The 15,689-nt window shown below is 51.3% G+C and carries 18 protein-coding genes and 2 pseudogenes; 11 read left to right on the top strand and 9 right to left on the bottom strand.

What is annotated here, in order from left to right:
• The first annotated feature begins 12 nt into the window (after positions 1 to 12).
• The 5 genes from H627_RS0105185 to H627_RS0105165 all read left to right on the top strand — a co-directional run bounded on the left by H627_RS0105185 (position 13) and on the right by H627_RS0105165 (position 4,021).
• On the top strand, positions 13 to 639 hold the full coding sequence (locus H627_RS0105185) for a sugar O-acetyltransferase (RefSeq protein WP_027828078.1): 627 nt from the start codon (positions 13 to 15) through the stop codon (positions 637 to 639).
• Positions 632 to 1,429 (top strand): Cof-type HAD-IIB family hydrolase, encoded by a 798-nt coding sequence (locus tag H627_RS0105180; RefSeq protein ID WP_027828077.1) that lies wholly within the window; start codon positions 632 to 634, stop codon positions 1,427 to 1,429. Before H627_RS0105185 ends, H627_RS0105180 begins: the two co-directional genes overlap by 8 nt.
• Positions 1,426 to 2,607 (top strand): MFS transporter, encoded by a 1,182-nt coding sequence (locus H627_RS17100; protein ID WP_051225196.1) that lies wholly within the window; start codon positions 1,426 to 1,428, stop codon positions 2,605 to 2,607. Before H627_RS0105180 ends, H627_RS17100 begins: the two co-directional genes overlap by 4 nt.
• Complete coding sequence (locus tag H627_RS0105170) at positions 2,597 to 3,421, top strand: Cof-type HAD-IIB family hydrolase (protein ID WP_027828076.1); 825 nt, start codon at positions 2,597 to 2,599, stop codon at positions 3,419 to 3,421. The genes H627_RS17100 and H627_RS0105170 overlap by 11 nt, the downstream gene beginning before the upstream one ends.
• 81 nt (positions 3,422 to 3,502) lie before the next feature.
• Positions 3,503 to 4,021 (top strand): ATP-binding protein, encoded by a 519-nt coding sequence (locus H627_RS0105165; RefSeq protein ID WP_226999200.1) that lies wholly within the window; start codon positions 3,503 to 3,505, stop codon positions 4,019 to 4,021.
• Here H627_RS0105165 and H627_RS17095 read toward each other — a convergent pair.
• Together H627_RS17095 and H627_RS0105155 are read right to left on the bottom strand one after the other, a co-directional pair.
• The gene (locus H627_RS17095; protein ID WP_035440002.1) at positions 4,018 to 4,248 is read right to left on the bottom strand and encodes a hypothetical protein; all 231 of its coding nucleotides are present in this window, start codon (positions 4,246 to 4,248) and stop codon (positions 4,018 to 4,020) included. The two genes, H627_RS0105165 and H627_RS17095, sit on opposite strands and share 4 nt — an antisense overlap.
• A gap of 380 nt (positions 4,249 to 4,628) precedes the next feature.
• A complete protein-coding gene (locus H627_RS0105155; protein ID WP_027828074.1) occupies positions 4,629 to 5,063 on the bottom strand; it encodes a MarR family winged helix-turn-helix transcriptional regulator in 435 nt (144 codons plus the stop codon).
• A gap of 176 nt (positions 5,064 to 5,239) precedes the next feature.
• Between H627_RS0105155 and H627_RS0105150 the strand changes: the two genes are divergently transcribed.
• The gene (locus H627_RS0105150; protein WP_027828073.1) at positions 5,240 to 6,163 is read left to right on the top strand and encodes an AEC family transporter; all 924 of its coding nucleotides are present in this window, start codon (positions 5,240 to 5,242) and stop codon (positions 6,161 to 6,163) included.
• 21 nt (positions 6,164 to 6,184) lie between these two features.
• Positions 6,185 to 7,828 carry an acetolactate synthase large subunit gene (locus H627_RS0105145; RefSeq protein WP_027828072.1) on the top strand — a complete coding sequence of 548 codons (1,644 nt, stop codon included), beginning with the start codon at positions 6,185 to 6,187 and terminating at the stop codon, positions 7,826 to 7,828.
• A gap of 101 nt (positions 7,829 to 7,929) precedes the next feature.
• Here the strand turns inward: H627_RS0105145 and H627_RS0105140 are convergent, their stop codons facing one another.
• Together H627_RS0105140 and H627_RS0105135 are read right to left on the bottom strand one after the other, a co-directional pair.
• Positions 7,930 to 8,943: a restriction endonuclease gene (locus H627_RS0105140; protein ID WP_027828071.1), complete on the bottom strand. Its 1,014-nt coding sequence runs from the start codon at positions 8,941 to 8,943 to the stop codon at positions 7,930 to 7,932.
• Positions 8,944 to 9,176: 233 nt separating this feature from the next.
• On the bottom strand, positions 9,177 to 9,716 hold the full coding sequence (locus H627_RS0105135) for a GNAT family N-acetyltransferase (RefSeq protein WP_027828070.1): 540 nt from the start codon (positions 9,714 to 9,716) through the stop codon (positions 9,177 to 9,179).
• Between the two features lie 101 nt (positions 9,717 to 9,817).
• Between H627_RS0105135 and H627_RS0105130 the strand changes: the two genes are divergently transcribed.
• Positions 9,818 to 10,387, top strand: coding sequence for a GNAT family N-acetyltransferase (locus H627_RS0105130; protein ID WP_027828069.1), 570 nt, complete (start codon positions 9,818 to 9,820; stop codon positions 10,385 to 10,387).
• On the opposite strand, the gene H627_RS0105125 is transcribed toward H627_RS0105130, so the two are convergent.
• The gene (locus H627_RS0105125; protein WP_027828068.1) at positions 10,384 to 11,556 is read right to left on the bottom strand and encodes an HNH endonuclease; all 1,173 of its coding nucleotides are present in this window, start codon (positions 11,554 to 11,556) and stop codon (positions 10,384 to 10,386) included. The two genes, H627_RS0105130 and H627_RS0105125, sit on opposite strands and share 4 nt — an antisense overlap.
• Before the next feature lie 303 nt (positions 11,557 to 11,859).
• On the opposite strand from H627_RS0105125, the gene H627_RS0105120 reads away from it, so the two are divergent.
• Both H627_RS0105120 and H627_RS0105115 read left to right on the top strand, forming a co-directional pair.
• A complete protein-coding gene (locus H627_RS0105120; RefSeq protein WP_027828067.1) occupies positions 11,860 to 12,264 on the top strand; it encodes a hypothetical protein in 405 nt (134 codons plus the stop codon).
• Positions 12,265 to 12,281: 17 nt separating this feature from the next.
• Positions 12,282 to 12,623 carry a helix-turn-helix domain-containing protein gene (locus tag H627_RS0105115; protein ID WP_027828066.1) on the top strand — a complete coding sequence of 114 codons (342 nt, stop codon included), beginning with the start codon at positions 12,282 to 12,284 and terminating at the stop codon, positions 12,621 to 12,623.
• 85 nt (positions 12,624 to 12,708) lie between these two features.
• Here H627_RS0105115 and H627_RS19975 read toward each other — a convergent pair whose 3' ends face one another.
• The 4 genes and pseudogenes from H627_RS19975 to H627_RS0105095 form a co-directional block, all read right to left on the bottom strand.
• Positions 12,709 to 12,867: a hypothetical protein gene (locus H627_RS19975; RefSeq protein ID WP_146995623.1), complete on the bottom strand. Its 159-nt coding sequence runs from the start codon at positions 12,865 to 12,867 to the stop codon at positions 12,709 to 12,711.
• A gap of 179 nt (positions 12,868 to 13,046) precedes the next feature.
• Positions 13,047 to 14,258, bottom strand: coding sequence for an RNA-guided endonuclease TnpB family protein (locus tag H627_RS0105105; protein WP_027828065.1), 1,212 nt, complete (start codon positions 14,256 to 14,258; stop codon positions 13,047 to 13,049).
• Positions 14,259 to 14,377: 119 nt separating this feature from the next.
• Positions 14,378 to 14,770 (bottom strand): annotated as a pseudogene (locus H627_RS17090) (tryptophan synthase subunit alpha); the annotation flags it as partial.
• Positions 14,763 to 15,209, bottom strand: a pseudogene (locus H627_RS0105095) (pyridoxal-phosphate dependent enzyme); the annotation flags it as partial. The pseudogenes H627_RS0105095 and H627_RS17090, both read right to left, overlap by 8 nt.
• Between H627_RS0105095 and H627_RS19625 the strand changes: the two are divergent.
• Positions 15,121 to 15,546, top strand: coding sequence for an ATP-binding protein (locus H627_RS19625; protein WP_081674696.1), 426 nt, complete (start codon positions 15,121 to 15,123; stop codon positions 15,544 to 15,546). The pseudogene H627_RS0105095 and the gene H627_RS19625 sit on opposite strands and share 89 nt — an antisense overlap.
• The last annotated feature ends 143 nt before the right edge of the window (positions 15,547 to 15,689 follow it).

The following is a 15,689-nucleotide window of genomic DNA, read 5'->3' as shown; positions in this document are numbered from 1 at the left end:
GTTTTTTTATATATGGCAGCCACAACAGAACGTACCTTGATGCTTGCTGGGAAACTTTATAATTCTAATGATTCGGAGCTGATCGGCTTACGGAAAAAAGCCCAGCAGGCGATCTATCGCTACAATCAAACAGCACCAGAGGACGAGGACGCACGTGAGGAGATTCTGACCGGCCTAGTGGATTGTCCCAGTGGCGATGCCCATTTGGAAGTGCCGACCCGCATGGATTATGGCGGCAACTTGCATTTAGGCCGCTCGTTCTTCGCTAATTACGGCAGTATTTTCTTGGATGTCGCGCCGATTACGATTGGCGACAACGTGATGTTTGGGCCCGCGGTCAGTGTCTATACAGCGGGGCATCCCGTGGTGGCTAGTGTGCGCAATGAGGACCTGGAATACGGGCATCCGATCACCATCGGCAACAACGTTTGGATCGGTGGCAATGCCGTGATTTGTCCCGGGGTCACGATTGGGGACAATGTCGTCATCGGGGCCGGAGCAATCGTCACCAAGAATATTCCAGCGAACGTCATTGCTGCCGGCAACCCGGCCCGGGTGATTCGACCGCTGACGGCGAACGATGAACGATTCTGGCAAGGTGAAAAGCAGGCCTATTTGGAGGCAATTCACCATGATTAAGTTGATGGCCACCGATATGGACGGCACCTTTCTCCGGCAGGACATGAGTTACGACGATGTATTATTTGCCCGGCTGCATGCTGAACTGCAGCGTCGCGGCATTCGCTGGGTGGTTGCCAGCGGTAACCAGTACTTTCAACTACGGTCGTTTTTTCAAGCTTATCCCGACACGATTTACGTAGCCGAAAATGGGGCGTATATCCGCGATAGCAAACAAATCTATGCCTTGAATGCGTTCACCCCGGCGGCGGTCCAGATGATTTTGCCCGTGGTCCAGGCCTTGCCGGACGTGAAACTGTTGGTTTGCGGGCAGAAAAGTGCCTATGCACTAACGACCACCGATCCCGCCCACGTGGCCGCTGCCCGCCACTATTACCACCAGCTCAAGGTGATCGACAGTTTTGACCAAATCGACGATCAGATCTTGAAGTTCGCGCTGACCTGCCCACCGGAACAGACCCAAGCGCTGGTTGACCATCTGCGGGCAGCGCTAACTGGGGTCGCCGAACCGACCAGCAGCGGGCACGGGGACATTGATGTGATCCAGCCAGGGATGAATAAGGCCGCCGGCTTGCAGATCCTGGGCGACACCTTGGGTATTGCGCTGGCCGATATGGGTGCGTTCGGCGACGGCGGGAACGATCTGGAAATGATCCGGAAAGTCGGCATGGGAGTGGCCATGGCCAACGCGCAGCCGGCGGTTAAGACTGTGGCCGATGCGATCACCACGACGAATGAGGCACAGGGTGTGCTGCAGTTCATTGATGACTGGCTGGCTGTACCGCAATGAGCAAGCCGACTGGATTGACGACTGCGAGCATCCTCAGTATTTCGCTGGTCGGCGGGGTGTCGACACTGATCACTGGCATTCTGCCTCAATTGGAGCGAGAGTTCGCCACCGTGTCCACGACGATGGTCGAATGGCTGGTGACAGCGGCGAACATCAGCGCGTTGGTGACGCTGCTGGCGAATCCGTACCTGACGCGCCGCTGGGGAATTAAGAAGGTTGTCGTGACGGGCCTGTGGCTGGCGGCACTGACTGGTGTGATTCCTTTGTTCACCCATGTTTATTGGCTGGTTTTGCTCAGCCGATTGGCGTTAGGGCTGGGTATCGGCCTGTTTTCGCCCCACGCCATCGGCCTGATCGCCCATACGTATCACGGTGAACTGCGCGCCAGGCTGCTGGGCTATCAGACCGGCCTCGGTGCACTGGGCAACGCGCTGTTTCTCGCGTTGGCGGGTCTGGTCGTGGCCTTCAGCTGGCGCAATGTCTTTCTGCTTTACCTGCTGCTGGGCGGAGTGGCGCTGCTGGCGTCGGCCGGGCTGCCGGCCAGCGAGGCAGCGGTCCCGGCGGATCAGTTGGCGGTTAAAAAGCTGCCGGTATCCCGCTGGCTGCTGGTCGCGTTGGCTTTCGTCACCTACCTGCTCATTTGGGGGGTGCAGCTCAAGCTGCCGTGGTTATTCCTGGACCGCGCCTTCGGCAGTGCCGAACTCGCCAATTGGACCCTGTCGGCGATGAATATGGGCGGACTGCTGGCGGGATTGACGTTTGGCCGGGTGCACCGGTATCTGCATCAATACACGCTGACCTTGGGATACGCCGGCGCGGCCTTAGCGGTAGTATTGCTGTTGACGACCGCCAATACACTTGTCGCCGTGGGCAGTGCGGTGTTCTTCAACTTTATTTATTCCTATACCGGCCCCTATCTGGTCTATCGCAGCCAGTTGGATCTGCCGCCCGCGCAAATTGATGCCATGAGCAGCTGGCTGACCATCGCCACAGTAATCAGCGCCTTCTTCGCGCCGCCGGTATGGAACTTTCTGGGCGCGCTCGGGCCTGGTACCGTAACCACCAACGTGCTCCTGTGGGCCGCTGGCCTGCTTGGACTGATCGCGGTGGCCGTCACGGCGTTCTTCCGCCATCAGCCCCAACCAATTCTAGAAAGAGGTAATTCCCATGACCATTAAACTGATTGCACTGGATATTGATGATACATTACTGAATTCCAAGGGAGAAATCCTGCCCAGTACGATTGCGGCAGTGCACGATGCGCTGGCCCAAGGAATCAAAATTGTGCTGTGTACCGGCCGACCGCTGGCGGGAGTCAAGTCCTTTCTTGCCCAGCTGGGCATCGCCGGCGATGATCAGTATGTGGTGACATACAATGGCGCAATTATTGAATCCGTCGCTGGTCGGGTGCTGGTCAAGCATTTGCTGGATCGGGCGACGTATGTCCGCTTGACCGAGTTTGCTGCCGCCCACCATGTGCCGTTCAACGTGCTGGACGAGCACAGCACAATCTATACCGCGGACCGGGACATCGACTTTATGACGGTCGTCCAAGCCATGGAGAACTCAGCCGGTATGCTGGTGCGTGATCCGGCAGAAATGCCGGCGGACTTTGCGATTGCCAAAGGACTTTTTGTTGGGCGTAGAGCCGTGCTGGACGCCGCTGAGCCCGCGGTGATGGCGGAATTCGGCGACGATTTCTATGCCGTCCGGGCCAGTCCGAATTTCTTGGAAGTCATGGCGCCGCAAGTGGACAAAGGCAAAGGATTGGCCGAGTTGGCTAAACAACTGGAAATCACTGCGGCGGAAGTGATGGCCGTCGGCGATGAGGCCAACGATCTGCCGATGTTCAGTTTTGCGGGGACAGCAGTCGCTATGGGAAATGGTTCAGAAATTGCCAAAGGCCATGCGGATTATGTCACAGGAACGAATGACGCGGGCGGACTGGCGGATGCAATTCGTAAATTAGCTTTAGCACCGGTGAAAAACTGATTTCTTTTCTTTGGAACATCGCGTATTATCAAAAATGAGCAGGCCGCCTGGTGGCGGACGCTGCTCATTTTTGATACGGAGATGGAGATGACAGAGGTGACGAAGACCTTGTATCTGATCAGCGGACCGATGGGGGCTGGTAAGACAGCCGTTAGCGAGCAGCTGATCAAGCAGCTGCCGCAGGCGGTGATGCTGGACGGCGACTGGTGTTGGGCGATGGATCCATTTGTCGTGAACGACGCGACTAAAGCGATGGTGATGGACAATATCCAGCACTTGCTGAACGCGTTTATTCAAGCGCCGGATCTGGTCAACATTGTGTTTTGCTGGGTGATGGACGAGCAGGCAATTATTGATGATGTGCTGGCTGGCCTGACCATGCAGGGCGTCCGGCTGGTCAACGTATCGTTAATGCCCAGTGCAGAGAAACTGACTCAGAATATTACTGCTGATATTCGCGCCGGGATCCGAACAGCAGATGCTATTCCGCAGGCCATTGCGCGGCTGCCGAAGTTTGCCGCCGTCAACAGCATCAAGCTGGATACGACGGATCTTGTCCCGGCCCAAGCCGCGGCAATGATCAGCAAGTTACCCCATTAAGCTGAGAATTGCCGCAGCAGTTCTCGGATGCAGCGCCATACTGCCGGTGTGTGCGTGTTGATCCCAACGGGCATATAGCGTTGCAGATCATCTTGAATATACGCTTCGTTGAGTCGGAACCATTCGTCTTCATCGGCGGCGTTGGTGAAAGTATTCAGGTAGTATGGATCGTCGATGGCCAGCAGGGATTCCTGAATGGCCTCTTTTTGATCAGTGGTCAGTGACAATTAACCAGCCTCCTTTTGTGGTAGAGACTTAATACCACTTTTGGGTAAGACTTGTCTAGTCTTTTTTGGGCAGAAAGAAAATTTTGCAATGCGAAATGGCAGAATACCCCATTATTAGACCATTTCAGAATAATCAAGCGGATATACCGTTCTGTCTGCAACCCTTGATGATATCACCGGGCTTTGCCAGCAATAATTTCTGTGGGACCGAATGCACTGTTGCGGCCCACATAGTGAGTTGTTTGCGGTTCATCTATAAGTGTTTGGCCAAAGGTAAGACCATCTGCTGGGCTTCAAGAGATACCGTTTAACTCTCGGTGGTATTGATCAACGCCGTAGGGTGATTGCCCAGCGGTGCTCAGGGGGCTGGGTGCAAACGCTTAATGGGTAATCAACTCATCCTGTATTTTTTCGATACTTTGTACAAATGGCGCATCGGGTTGGATATGATTGCGCGTTAGACGTGTTTGCCACCACTGATTACGAATGGTGACAATAGTGGGCAGTATCGCTTTGCCAGCAGCAGTAATTGCCACAATGTTTGCGGTGCGATTAGTAGTTGAAACAGTTTTAGTGACAAAGCCGAGGGTCACCGATTTCTTTATTTCACGGGTAATTTGCCCCTTATCGATAATCAGCGCGTGCGCCAATGTGGATTGAGTACTGGGACCGTGTTGGGCCAGATATAGCAAAATATACGCGCTGGTAGGGTTTAACCCCAGTGCGGCATATTCTTGTTTTGTATCACGTAAAAAAGCACGGTGAATGACCGAAAATGCCTGGGCAATATCGCCGGGGAACGTGTTGAGTACCATAGATCCCACTCCTATCAGTGTCAATGCAATCTCCCCACTATTGTAAACATGGATTGCTTGGCAGAGCAATCCTGAATTGGGGTGTTGACAATGCAACACCATGGCGTTATTGTTGCATTGTCAACATCATGATGATGATTTTATCCAAAATCAGTTTTAGGAGATGACCAGAACCATTGGCTGAGGCATTAATCAGCTCATTGCTGCCCATTGTTGTGACGTTGTTTTTGGGCTTCTTCGCCGGATGGCGTAAGGACTTTGGTGAGCAGCAAGCTGGTAGTTTAAATCAATTGGTTATGGATTACACTTTGCCGTTAAGTTTGTTTGGCGGTATTATGACGACTCAGCGCGCGGCAATCTTTTCTCATTTAGCGGTTGCCGGCTGGCTGCTGGTGGCAATGGTTGGCGGATATCTTGTTGTTTTGCTCATTGCGCGTTTTATTCTGCATCAGTCCACTGCATTGGCGGCGTTGCGGGCGTTAGCAATTGCGGGGCCAGCGATTCCCTTCGTTGGACCGACCATTCTAGGGTCACTTTTTCCCAGCGAAAGCGCACTGTTGATTTCTCTTGGTGGTTTAATCATGAATATCATTCAGGTGCCATTCACTGTACTTATGCTATCCACCACGAGCAAACAACATACTTCTGCCAGTGCCAATTTGCTTGGTGCGATGAAGAAGCCTGTTGTATGGGCCCCAATTCTGGCATTTATCATCGTTTTGTGCGGTGGTCAGTTGTCGGCGGCCTGGGCCAAAAACTTCACGGTCCTAGGCAGTGCCACGGGTGGTTTAGCACTTTTCTCTTCTGGGATTATCCTGTTTACGAAGCAGCCTAAATTATCGTTGCCCGTGTGGGTCAATTCGTTGGCCAAGGATATTGCACTGCCAGCAGTAATGTTTGTCATTATGCTGGCTGCGCACACCCCGACATCAATTTTGAACATGTCTTTGATGGCGATTAGTATCCCGACTGCGGCCATTGCCACTATTTTTGCCAGCCAATATCACTTGGCCGAGCAGGAAATGGCCTCAACTTTGTTCCTGAGTACCATTCTTTCAGTAGTGACAATGGGGGTTATCATCGTCGTTCGCAGCATCTGATAGTGTAGTGGAGGTTTTATTATGGAAACAGCAAAACAAATTGTTAAAGTTCTTGAGAACCGAAACGTTAAATACGTCTTCGGGATTCCGGGCGAAGAAAACATCCATTTGGTGGATGCAATCAATCAATCGGATAAGATTCAGTTCATTCTGGTTCGTCATGAACAGGGAGCATCCTTTATGGCCGAAGTATACGGCCGCTTGACCGGACAACCAGGGGTGGCGACCGCGACTTTAGGACCAGGAGCTATCAATCTTCTGTTAGGTGTTGCGGATGCGCAAACGAATTCTACTCCGTTGATTGCGATCACAGCCCAGGGTGGTTTGAATCGAATTTATAAAGAGTCTCATCAGGTCATTGATCTGCGGGCTATGTTCCAGCCAATCACCAAGTGGTCCACGAATATTTATACCGCACAGTCTACTTCTGAGGTAATTACGAAAGCATATGACAAAGCTGTTAATGGTCGCCCAGGCCCTGTTTATGTTGGTATTCCCCAAGATGTTGAGGAACAGGATACTGGTACCCAATTAATTGCCAGTCCTATGCCAGCTGAGACAAATGCACCTCGGCCAGAAGAAATTCAAGCGGCTGCTACGGCGATTCGCCAGGCTAAGCATCCGGTTGTTCTGGCAGGAAATGGAATCATTCGCGGGCATGCCTGCGAGGCAATGACGCAACTGATGAATGCGACGCACTTACCAGTAGCAACAACTTTTATGGGTAAGGGTGTGGTTGACGATCGTTCTCCGTATTCTCTCGGTGTAGTTGGGTTCATGGCCCACGATTATGAGAATTTTGCCTTTGATCAAGCCGATTTGATTGTCTCGATTGGATATGGTCTATCCGAATTTAATCCGGTAAAAATCAATCCTGAGGGTAAAACACCGATTATTCACTTAAATACTTTCACGGAAGATACTGATGAACATTATCCCGTTAAGATCAATATTGTCGCTACACTCCAAGAGAGTATCCCCGCCTTGACCAAGGCTTTGGCTGGCTACCAGGCGCCTGCCTTCACTCCGGCGATTAAGCAGGCCGTGGCAGATGAATTAGCTCAAGGCACAGCTGATAGTGCCGTTCCGTTAACGCCGCAACAAATCGTAAGTGCCACCCGTGAGGCAGTTGACGATCAAGGGGTTGTTCTTGTCGATACAGGGGCATTGAAGATGTGGATGGCAAGATTGTATCCAACATATGCGCCAAACACATGCTTGATCGACAATGGGTTGTCCACCATGTCCTGGACGCTGCCAGGAGCAATTGGCGCAAAGTTGGCCAAGCCAGACAAGCATATCCTGTCTGTCATGGGTGACGGCAGCTTTATGATGAATTCCCAAGAACTGGAGACAGCCGTTCGGTATCATGTACCGATGACAGTGCTGCTCTGGGTCGACAAGGCCTACGGGTTGATTAAGTGGAAGATGGACATGGAGATGGGTCACCACTCCGAAGTTGATTTTGACAATCCCGACTTTATCCAATACGTCAATTCATTTGGTGCCAACGCACATAAAGTGACGAGTCGTAGTGATCTGGTTTCATCCCTGCAACAGAGTCTGGCAAAGGACAATGGTGTCAATGTGATTATTGCACCAGTTGACTATCGCGAGAACATGAAACTGATCAATAAACTGGGAAAAGTAACCATTTCTCTGTAAGAGCATCATATGTAATTTATCTTGAAAAAGAAAGCAGGGTCAGCAGACCTTGCTTTCTTTTTCTTGTAAATATTCAAAAATATATAAACATAATTAATGGGTTATTCAGGAGTGTTGGTGAATGTATCCGCATTGATCGTCAATCCGTTTTCAACCAATAGGGTAGCGAATTCGTCATTTTGAATAACGCGAATATTCTGCGGAGCAACATCTTCTATCCACTCACTATCAACCTTGGCCGTTGTGACCAGCCACTTGACGGGTATAAGCGAATCGTACTCCTGAATCCCAGTGTACCTGCTTGCCGCCAGTTGAGCTATTGCATGGGTGAAACCGGCATGGCTTTCAGCCCCCTTGTGATGCTTGACCTGAGCATAAACAGCAATACCTAAATTGTTGAATTGACCCATGACGTCAATGTCGGCAACGGGATCGTTATCATTGCGTTGGCCGTTTTTTGATGGTATATATGTCTTGTCGGCACCGAGGTTTTCCAAATAGTTTTTGACTAGCAACTCCAACTGATCTGGGGTTAGCTTATCGATTATATATTTTTGCACCTGTTCAACAACGGCATCTTTTGTTGCGGAGAAGTCGGTGATGGTGGTCTTTGTATTGAGGGTCTCGATTAATCTATCGACTTCGGCCGTTGAGAGAACCAGATTGGTCCCTCGGTATTTGAGCTTTGAAGTGAGTGCCGATCCAAGGTAGTTATTACGGGGTAAATGCTCTGCAATCGGTTTAACAGTGACCGCGAAACCTAAATCGGCGTTATTGACATCATCTTGAGTGAGAGCTTCGGGCACACCAGTCACTTCAAATATACTAAATTGCCCTGGAGACGGCACCAAAATCCGGTCACCAACGGTTAACCGCAAAAAGTTATAGAGAAAGTAGCTGCGCATGGGTGTCATCCAGTCAAAGCCATCCTTTTCTCCCAACTCAACGAAGAATCTGGCAAAGTTTCGCTTATCCGATTTATCTGCTTCTGCCATGATTTCTTCCGCTTGATTCTTTTTGACAAAAGCGGCGTAGCCAATGGGCAATTTGTTTTGGGATGCCAGTAACTTCTTTGTTTGATCATTCTCGTGTGTGATACGATGCATTAAGTCCATAACAATCGCTCTCCTCATGAATTATTGAGTGCTTCGATCGGTGATCGTGCACTTTCTAACATGGATTGTAGCATACTGTTTCATCTGAAATTACAGCGCTTGCATTAACGAAAAATCCTTTGAAGGGACGAACGATTTATTAACCATGAAACAATTAGAAATTCGATAATTCAGGATGGCCAATCGATTTCCATCGTGTTAACTAGTCCGGTCACCCAGCGAAATTAGGAACTTTAGCGAGTTGCTTTTGGGTTGACCTGCCTACGGTTCACCAACACATAGGTCGGATGTTCCAACCCTGTTGGGGCATAGTATTCCGTGCCAATAAAGTGAAATCCCAGATTTCTTAAAATAATACCGGAAGCCAGATTAGCCGGGTGATGACCAGCGACCAATTGCGGGAGTTTGAGCTGATTGAAGGCGTAATGAATGGCAGCGGCAGCCGCCTCGGCGGCATAACCCTGATGCCAAAACTCAGGCCGTAAATGGTACCCCAGCTCTGCCCCGTTTACTACTGGTTTCAGACCGCAGCAACCAATGAATTGACCAGTGGTCAGGTTGAAAATCGGCCAGTATTGCATTGCAGCAGTTTTCTCCTGATTGATTTCGGTTTGCAGCCGCGTGGCAATCTCTGCTGGATTGAATGCACCATTCTGGTGGATATAGTGGGTCACTCGCGGATCACCCCACAATTGTTTAGCTAGCGGCAAGTCGGTTTTCTGCCACACGGCAAAACCAATTCGCTGAGTTTTTAGAAAATACGTTCTCGTCATCGTGACCACCCTCTCGTGATTCTTGGGGTTATTGTATACACAATGTGCCGGGAGATAGAAGAGTGAACAGGGAAAATTGAACTTCTTGGAGGATGGCAATCATGAAAAAAACCGAACGACTCGTTATTAGACCATTTCAAAATAGCCCAACTGATTTGGCGGCTCTGTACGCGATTTTGGCGGACAAGGATGTGAATCGTTTTTTACCGTGGTGGCCGATCCAATCATTGGCAGAAGCGCAGGATTTCTATCAAAAACGGATTGCACCAAATTCTGAGTCCCGGTGGTACGCCATCTGTTTGCGCGATGATGACACACCGATTGGTTACGTCACCATCGGAAAAGGACCGAGCCGCGATCTTGGCTACGGCCTGCGCAAAGCCTATTGGAGTCAGGGCATTACGACTGAGGCGGCCGGCGCTGTCGTCACGGAATTATGGGCGCAACAGCTGCCTTTCATCACTGCCACTCACGACGTTAACAACCCCACCAGCGGCAAGGTGATGCAGCGATTGGGCATGCAATACCAGTATTCCTACAAAGAACAGTGGCAACCCAAAGACATCTTGGTTACTTTTCGGATGTATCAGCTCAATCTAGCGCAAACAGATGCACTGGTATATCGCGAATATTGGGACAAATATCCCAATCATTTTATCGAGCAATTTTAACCCTTGAAGATTTTTTGATTGTGATACGCCAGAAATTCCTCTTTGGGTTTATCGTGCACGGGATCATGCAGCTTTCTGCCCTTAAACGGCGCCAATTCGCGGTACAATTGATTATCCGCTTGCACTTGGGCGGCTAGTCGGATGGTGCGATCGGATGCATCGAACGTGATGAGGCCCTGATCGAACACTTTGTCCCACAATGGCGATAGGCAGATCACGTTGCTGGGGTCCAGCCGATCCTGGGGTGATACGGCCCAAGGGATGATGTGCGATGCAATCAGCAGTGGACGGGTATGGATACCGGTCACGGCGCATTGGTAGCTGTAGTTCAACCGGACCAGTTCGGCGAGCTGACTCTGGCCGATGCGCTGTTTGTGCGGCTCAATTTTTTCCGTTACGCCGAATCGACCCTGGTGGATATCGCGGTAGACGGCCACGTCCTCTTTAACGATTGCGCGGGTGAGCGGCGGCAGTGATTGGCCGTTCATCTGGTCCAGAGCAATGGTTAGCAGACCGTGGTAGTCCGCCGGTCTGATTTCAGTCATGCCGTATTGATTAAAGAAATGCTGCCAATCCTGGCGTGTTCGTTGACGAAATGTCCAGGGAAAATCAGCCAGATCTTCCGGAGTCAAATAATAGGTGAACGCAATTGAATTGATGATCTGGGCATGCTGGTTGCCCTGGGTGTCGTGGGTGATCGGACCGATTTGGCCAGCACCAAAGAAATACCAAAATTTGGCACTGCCTTGGGGCCGTCGATAGATAAACCAATCACCGGTGCGCATTTTATTGAATTGCCGAGCATTCCAGTGATACTGGAAGAAATCTTGGTCTGAATAGTTGTTGGCCGGGGTGGCGCCCTTTGTGTCAAGGATGAAGAACCGCGTATCTGGTGTGATAGATTGCTGCATTAGCGTGGCGAAATCTGAATTGTTGGCCGCGTCCACGTATTGGGTGGAGAAATCTTCCAGTGACGTATTGTAATACTGCAATAGCATGGAGAGCGTGTCCAGTTTAACAAGGGCCTGCCCGTTTTCAATACTGGCTAAGGCGTTAAGCGAGATATCATTGTGGTCGACAACTTCTTGACGGGTGCAGTGCTGGGCCTGACGCAGGCGCATTAAAGCAGCACCAAATTTAGCTTGGATAATTTGTTTGTCGTCTGCCACAGCACACACCTCCCCATCTCTTAGTCATCGTACCGAAGAAGTGTCTATAGTTTATACCAAGCGGACTTGGTAATTGTGTTAAGCGGCCGGCAGTATTGACATCACTTACTGGCTATGGAACAATAAAGTCAAATAAATAGTCGTTCTGTATCAAGAGCGTCGGTAGTGGCTATGCACTGTGACCGGCCGGCAACGTACCTTTATGGCAACGTGCCCCACCATAGACGGATGCACCTAAAGTTTCTTTAGTCGTGCATACGTGTGCGACTTTTTGTTTGCAGAAAACTTTAGGAGGAATGGAAAATGACCAAAGTAGTGATGATTGATGATAAGTTGCATGTGGTTTCTGAAAACGAGGCAGAAGCTGCGACGCTTTATATTTCACAGTTGCGCTCTGAAATGGAGGAAGACGCTAGTGACGGCCTCAGGGTTAATATTTTCGAACGCAGGGATTTACAGCTAGCTTGGAAAACATCAACGGCGGCCCAGAAGAAGGAATTAACCGAACTGGTAGTCCGCCACATTGATGATGTGTGGAATAACCATATCCGATTTTCAAAGCGTTCGGATAAGGCTAAGTGGAGCGATCCCTGGGGATATATTACGGTGCGTTGGGTTAAGAATATTTCGGAAAGCGGCATTCTTGGAGCAGAGATTGTTGCTGAAGCGCGCAAAGCATATGAATGGTACACACGCAAGCAAGAATAAGTAAGGAGGCGCAGTCAATGTCCACAAAAGTCATACCACTTAAAGAGACGTACACCATTCGCGGTGAAGAAATAGCAATAACGGCAAGCGCTCGAATTAATGTAGAAACTGGGAAACCGGTATTCGACCAGCAATTGGATGACGCTGCTATTGAGCAGACGTTTGCCGTATGCCGCGGGCGGCACGACTACTTTTCTTCCCAAGACATCGTCACCTTGCGCAAGCAGATTAACCTGACGCAAAGCGAGTTTGCCGACATGCTGGGGTGGAATCTGACCACGGTGGTCAGCTACGAAGCGGGTGCGCTGCCGTCTGAGGCAAATAACGCAGTGCTGCATGCGCTGCAGGACAAATTGTAACGAGCAAATATCGGCCTGCCCTTCAGTACGCGATGAAGGCAAGCCGATATTTTGGTTGTTCATGGGGGTGTTGTCGGTAGATCAGTCATGCCGGTTTGGCCGCCGCCGCGGGTTCTTCCGCGTCAATTGCCGCCCGAATCTCCCGGGTATACGCTGCTAAGTACCGCGGTGCCGCCGTTCCATGCTGCCGGACCAAATCAACAATGGCACTGCCGATGATTGCGCCATCGGCCAGGTCGCTCATTTTTCTCGCCTGCGCCGGCGTGTCAACTACCCGCCACTAAAGTGACGGGCTTGTGACTCACGCTGCTCAACGGGCAGCAGTAGTGCAAACGCCTAACGGCTCCTACTTGGTGTGGTCACATCTCAGGTCGTGTCTCAACGGCCTCGGGGGCTGACGGCTCCCGCAGATGCAGTTTTTCTCTAGCCGGTTCGCTTGCGCGTGTATCGCGGTTTAGCAGTACCGGCCAGCCACTGGCTGCCCAGCTGCTGGATGTTCATGGCGGCCGACTGGTCATCATTGGCCTGGAAACCGCAGGCACACCGGTATTCATGGCGGTCGTGATTTCGTTGCTGTTTCTTGATCACGCCGCATTGCGGCCAGCGCTGGCTGGTATAATCAGACGGCACTTTCAGCACATGGCTGCCCTGCGCGGCGGTTTTGTAAATCAGAAACTGTTCCAGCTGATAAAACGGCCAACTGACCTGTTCATAGCGGCGGTCTTTAGCGACCTGTTCAGTCGCAAAGCGAACATCGGTCAAGTCTTCCAGCACAAACAAGGTGTTTGGCCCGTAATAGTCAACGAGTGCCTTAGCCGCACGATGGTTTTCGTTCGACATCCAGCGGTTCTCTCGCTGACGGATCCGTTTCAAGACTCGTTTCGCTGATTTGGTCCCCTTGGCTTGCAATTTAGCCCGCAGGTGCTTGTACCGCCGCCGTTTGTTGAGCAAACGGGTCCCTGAACGGTAGATGGTCCGGCCGGTCTCGTCAAACGCAGTGGCTAGAAAGCGCAGCCCCCGGTCAACCCCCACGACGTGGACGGTCTGGTCCTGGGTATAATCCGGCACTTCTTTAGTCGCACTGATGTACAGATACCACTTTCCGCCGCTGGTCAGTACCTTGGCGGTACCGAGTTTCCAGGTGCCATCAAAATAGTCGCGCCAATGGTTCAGTACCGGCCAAACAGTGATGCGGCGGTCTAATGTGTTCAGGGAAAAAGAGCCGTCCTTGCGGATGGCCCAATCCCGCCGCCGGACCAGATCCAGCTGCGGCCGCCGGAAGCTGATCGGGTACCACAGCCAGGTCAGATCCTTAGCTTGTTTTTGCCATTTGCCGGCCGCGTCTTGATAGCGGTAAGGTTTCTGTTTCAGCTGGGTGCGCACCGCTTTATAGCGGGCGGTCACCGTCCGCAGGACTGACTGCGCCATTTGGGCTTTCAGACCAAATTTAGTCCGCAGGTCGCGATACAGGACGATTTGCAGTTTCGTGGTGTTGAGTACAAAGCCATGGTCGAACACATAGCGGCTGACGTCGTCACAGGCCAAACGATACTGTTCCATGGCCTGTCGCAACAAGCCGCCATCTACTGCCGCAGCCAGCTTGATCTGTATTTTGACTGTCTTGGTCAGTTCCACATGAGCACCTCCTTAGCCACACACTTGTTCTTGTCAGCTAAGTAAATTATATCAAAGAAAGAAGGGTCGGGGCAATTCCTCCCATGATTGAAATCATGGGTTTCCTTGCCCCATTTATCATGAATCCCGAACCCAATCGCCGTTGGCACATCGGTGTACTGTCGAATCTGAGCCACCAGGTTGGTCAAATTATGCGCGAACTCATCCCACTGGCCGGTAATCCCCAGAGCGGAAACGACGTAGATGAAGCCAGTGGCGGCTTCGGCAATTTTCTGCACGCGGTGGGCGGAGGTGGGGGTGACGCTGGCGGCGAAGGCCCGCAGGTCGGCATCTTGGATCACCGGACCATCGGCGGAGGGATCAGAAAAGGGAATGCCCAGCTCGACGATGTCGGCACCGCCATCCGCCAGGGCCAGCACGTTGGCGACCGTGGTGGCAAAGTTCGGGTCGTCGGCAACGATAAAGGGAATGAACGCTTTGTGGTCAGTGAAGATTTCTCGTAACTTACTCATTAATGTCCACCCCCTTATATTTCACGATATTGGCAACATCTTTGTCACCACGGCCGGACAGGGTACAAACAATGATCTGATCCTGACGCATGATCGGGGCAATTTTTTGCACGTAAGCAATGGCATGGCAGCTTTCGATAGCGGCCACGATACCTTCCTCCCGAGCGATGTATTCAAAGGCGGCGACGGCTTCATCATCGGTAATGCCCACGTATTGGGCCCGACCGGCGCTAGCCAGCGCAGCGTGTTCCGGCCCGACGCCCGGATAGTCCAGGCCAGCGGAGATGGAGTAGACTTTGTCAATCTGGCCGTTGGCATCTTGGAGAAAGAGAGACTTCATCCCGTGAAAAATGCCGACGGAGCCGCGCTCGATCGTGGCGGCGGTGCGGTCGGTATCAACACCTTCACCGGCCACTTCTACGCCGACCAGTTGGCGTGAAGCAGTTATCAATGCGTTTGTCCATCGTGATTATTTGCTTCATTCCAATGTGAAGGTCGAAGTGTTTGACGATCGCATGGAGATTATCTCTCCGGGCGGTATCCCAGATGGATTGACGTTAGCCGAGATCAAGGACGGTTTGACAGCTGCACGGAATCCGCGGCTCATCCACATTCTTGATAAAATGAAGTACACTGAAAATTATGGTACCGGGATTCAACGGATATACCGAGCCTACGAAAGCTTTCATAAAGATCCACAGTTTATCGTTCGAGAGAATTCGTTTAAAGTCCCGAATTGTCAAATTAAGTGCAACAGTGAAGACTCATCCATGTGAATTGGTTTAGGTAGTGGGCAGGGATTCCTCCAGGCCCAGGGGGGAGGCCTGGAGCGCCGCGATTGCGCTGCGGTATCCAAGGCACTTCCTTAACCGGTGGTTTAAGACATCTTGGATCTTACGAATCTTCTCCTTAGAGACTT

The sequence above is a fragment of the Schleiferilactobacillus harbinensis DSM 16991 genome, assembly GCF_000425885.1.
GTDB lineage: Bacteria > Bacillota > Bacilli > Lactobacillales > Lactobacillaceae > Schleiferilactobacillus > Schleiferilactobacillus harbinensis.
Note: the sequence above shows the minus strand (reverse complement) of the source record. Positions and strands in the feature narration are given on the sequence as shown.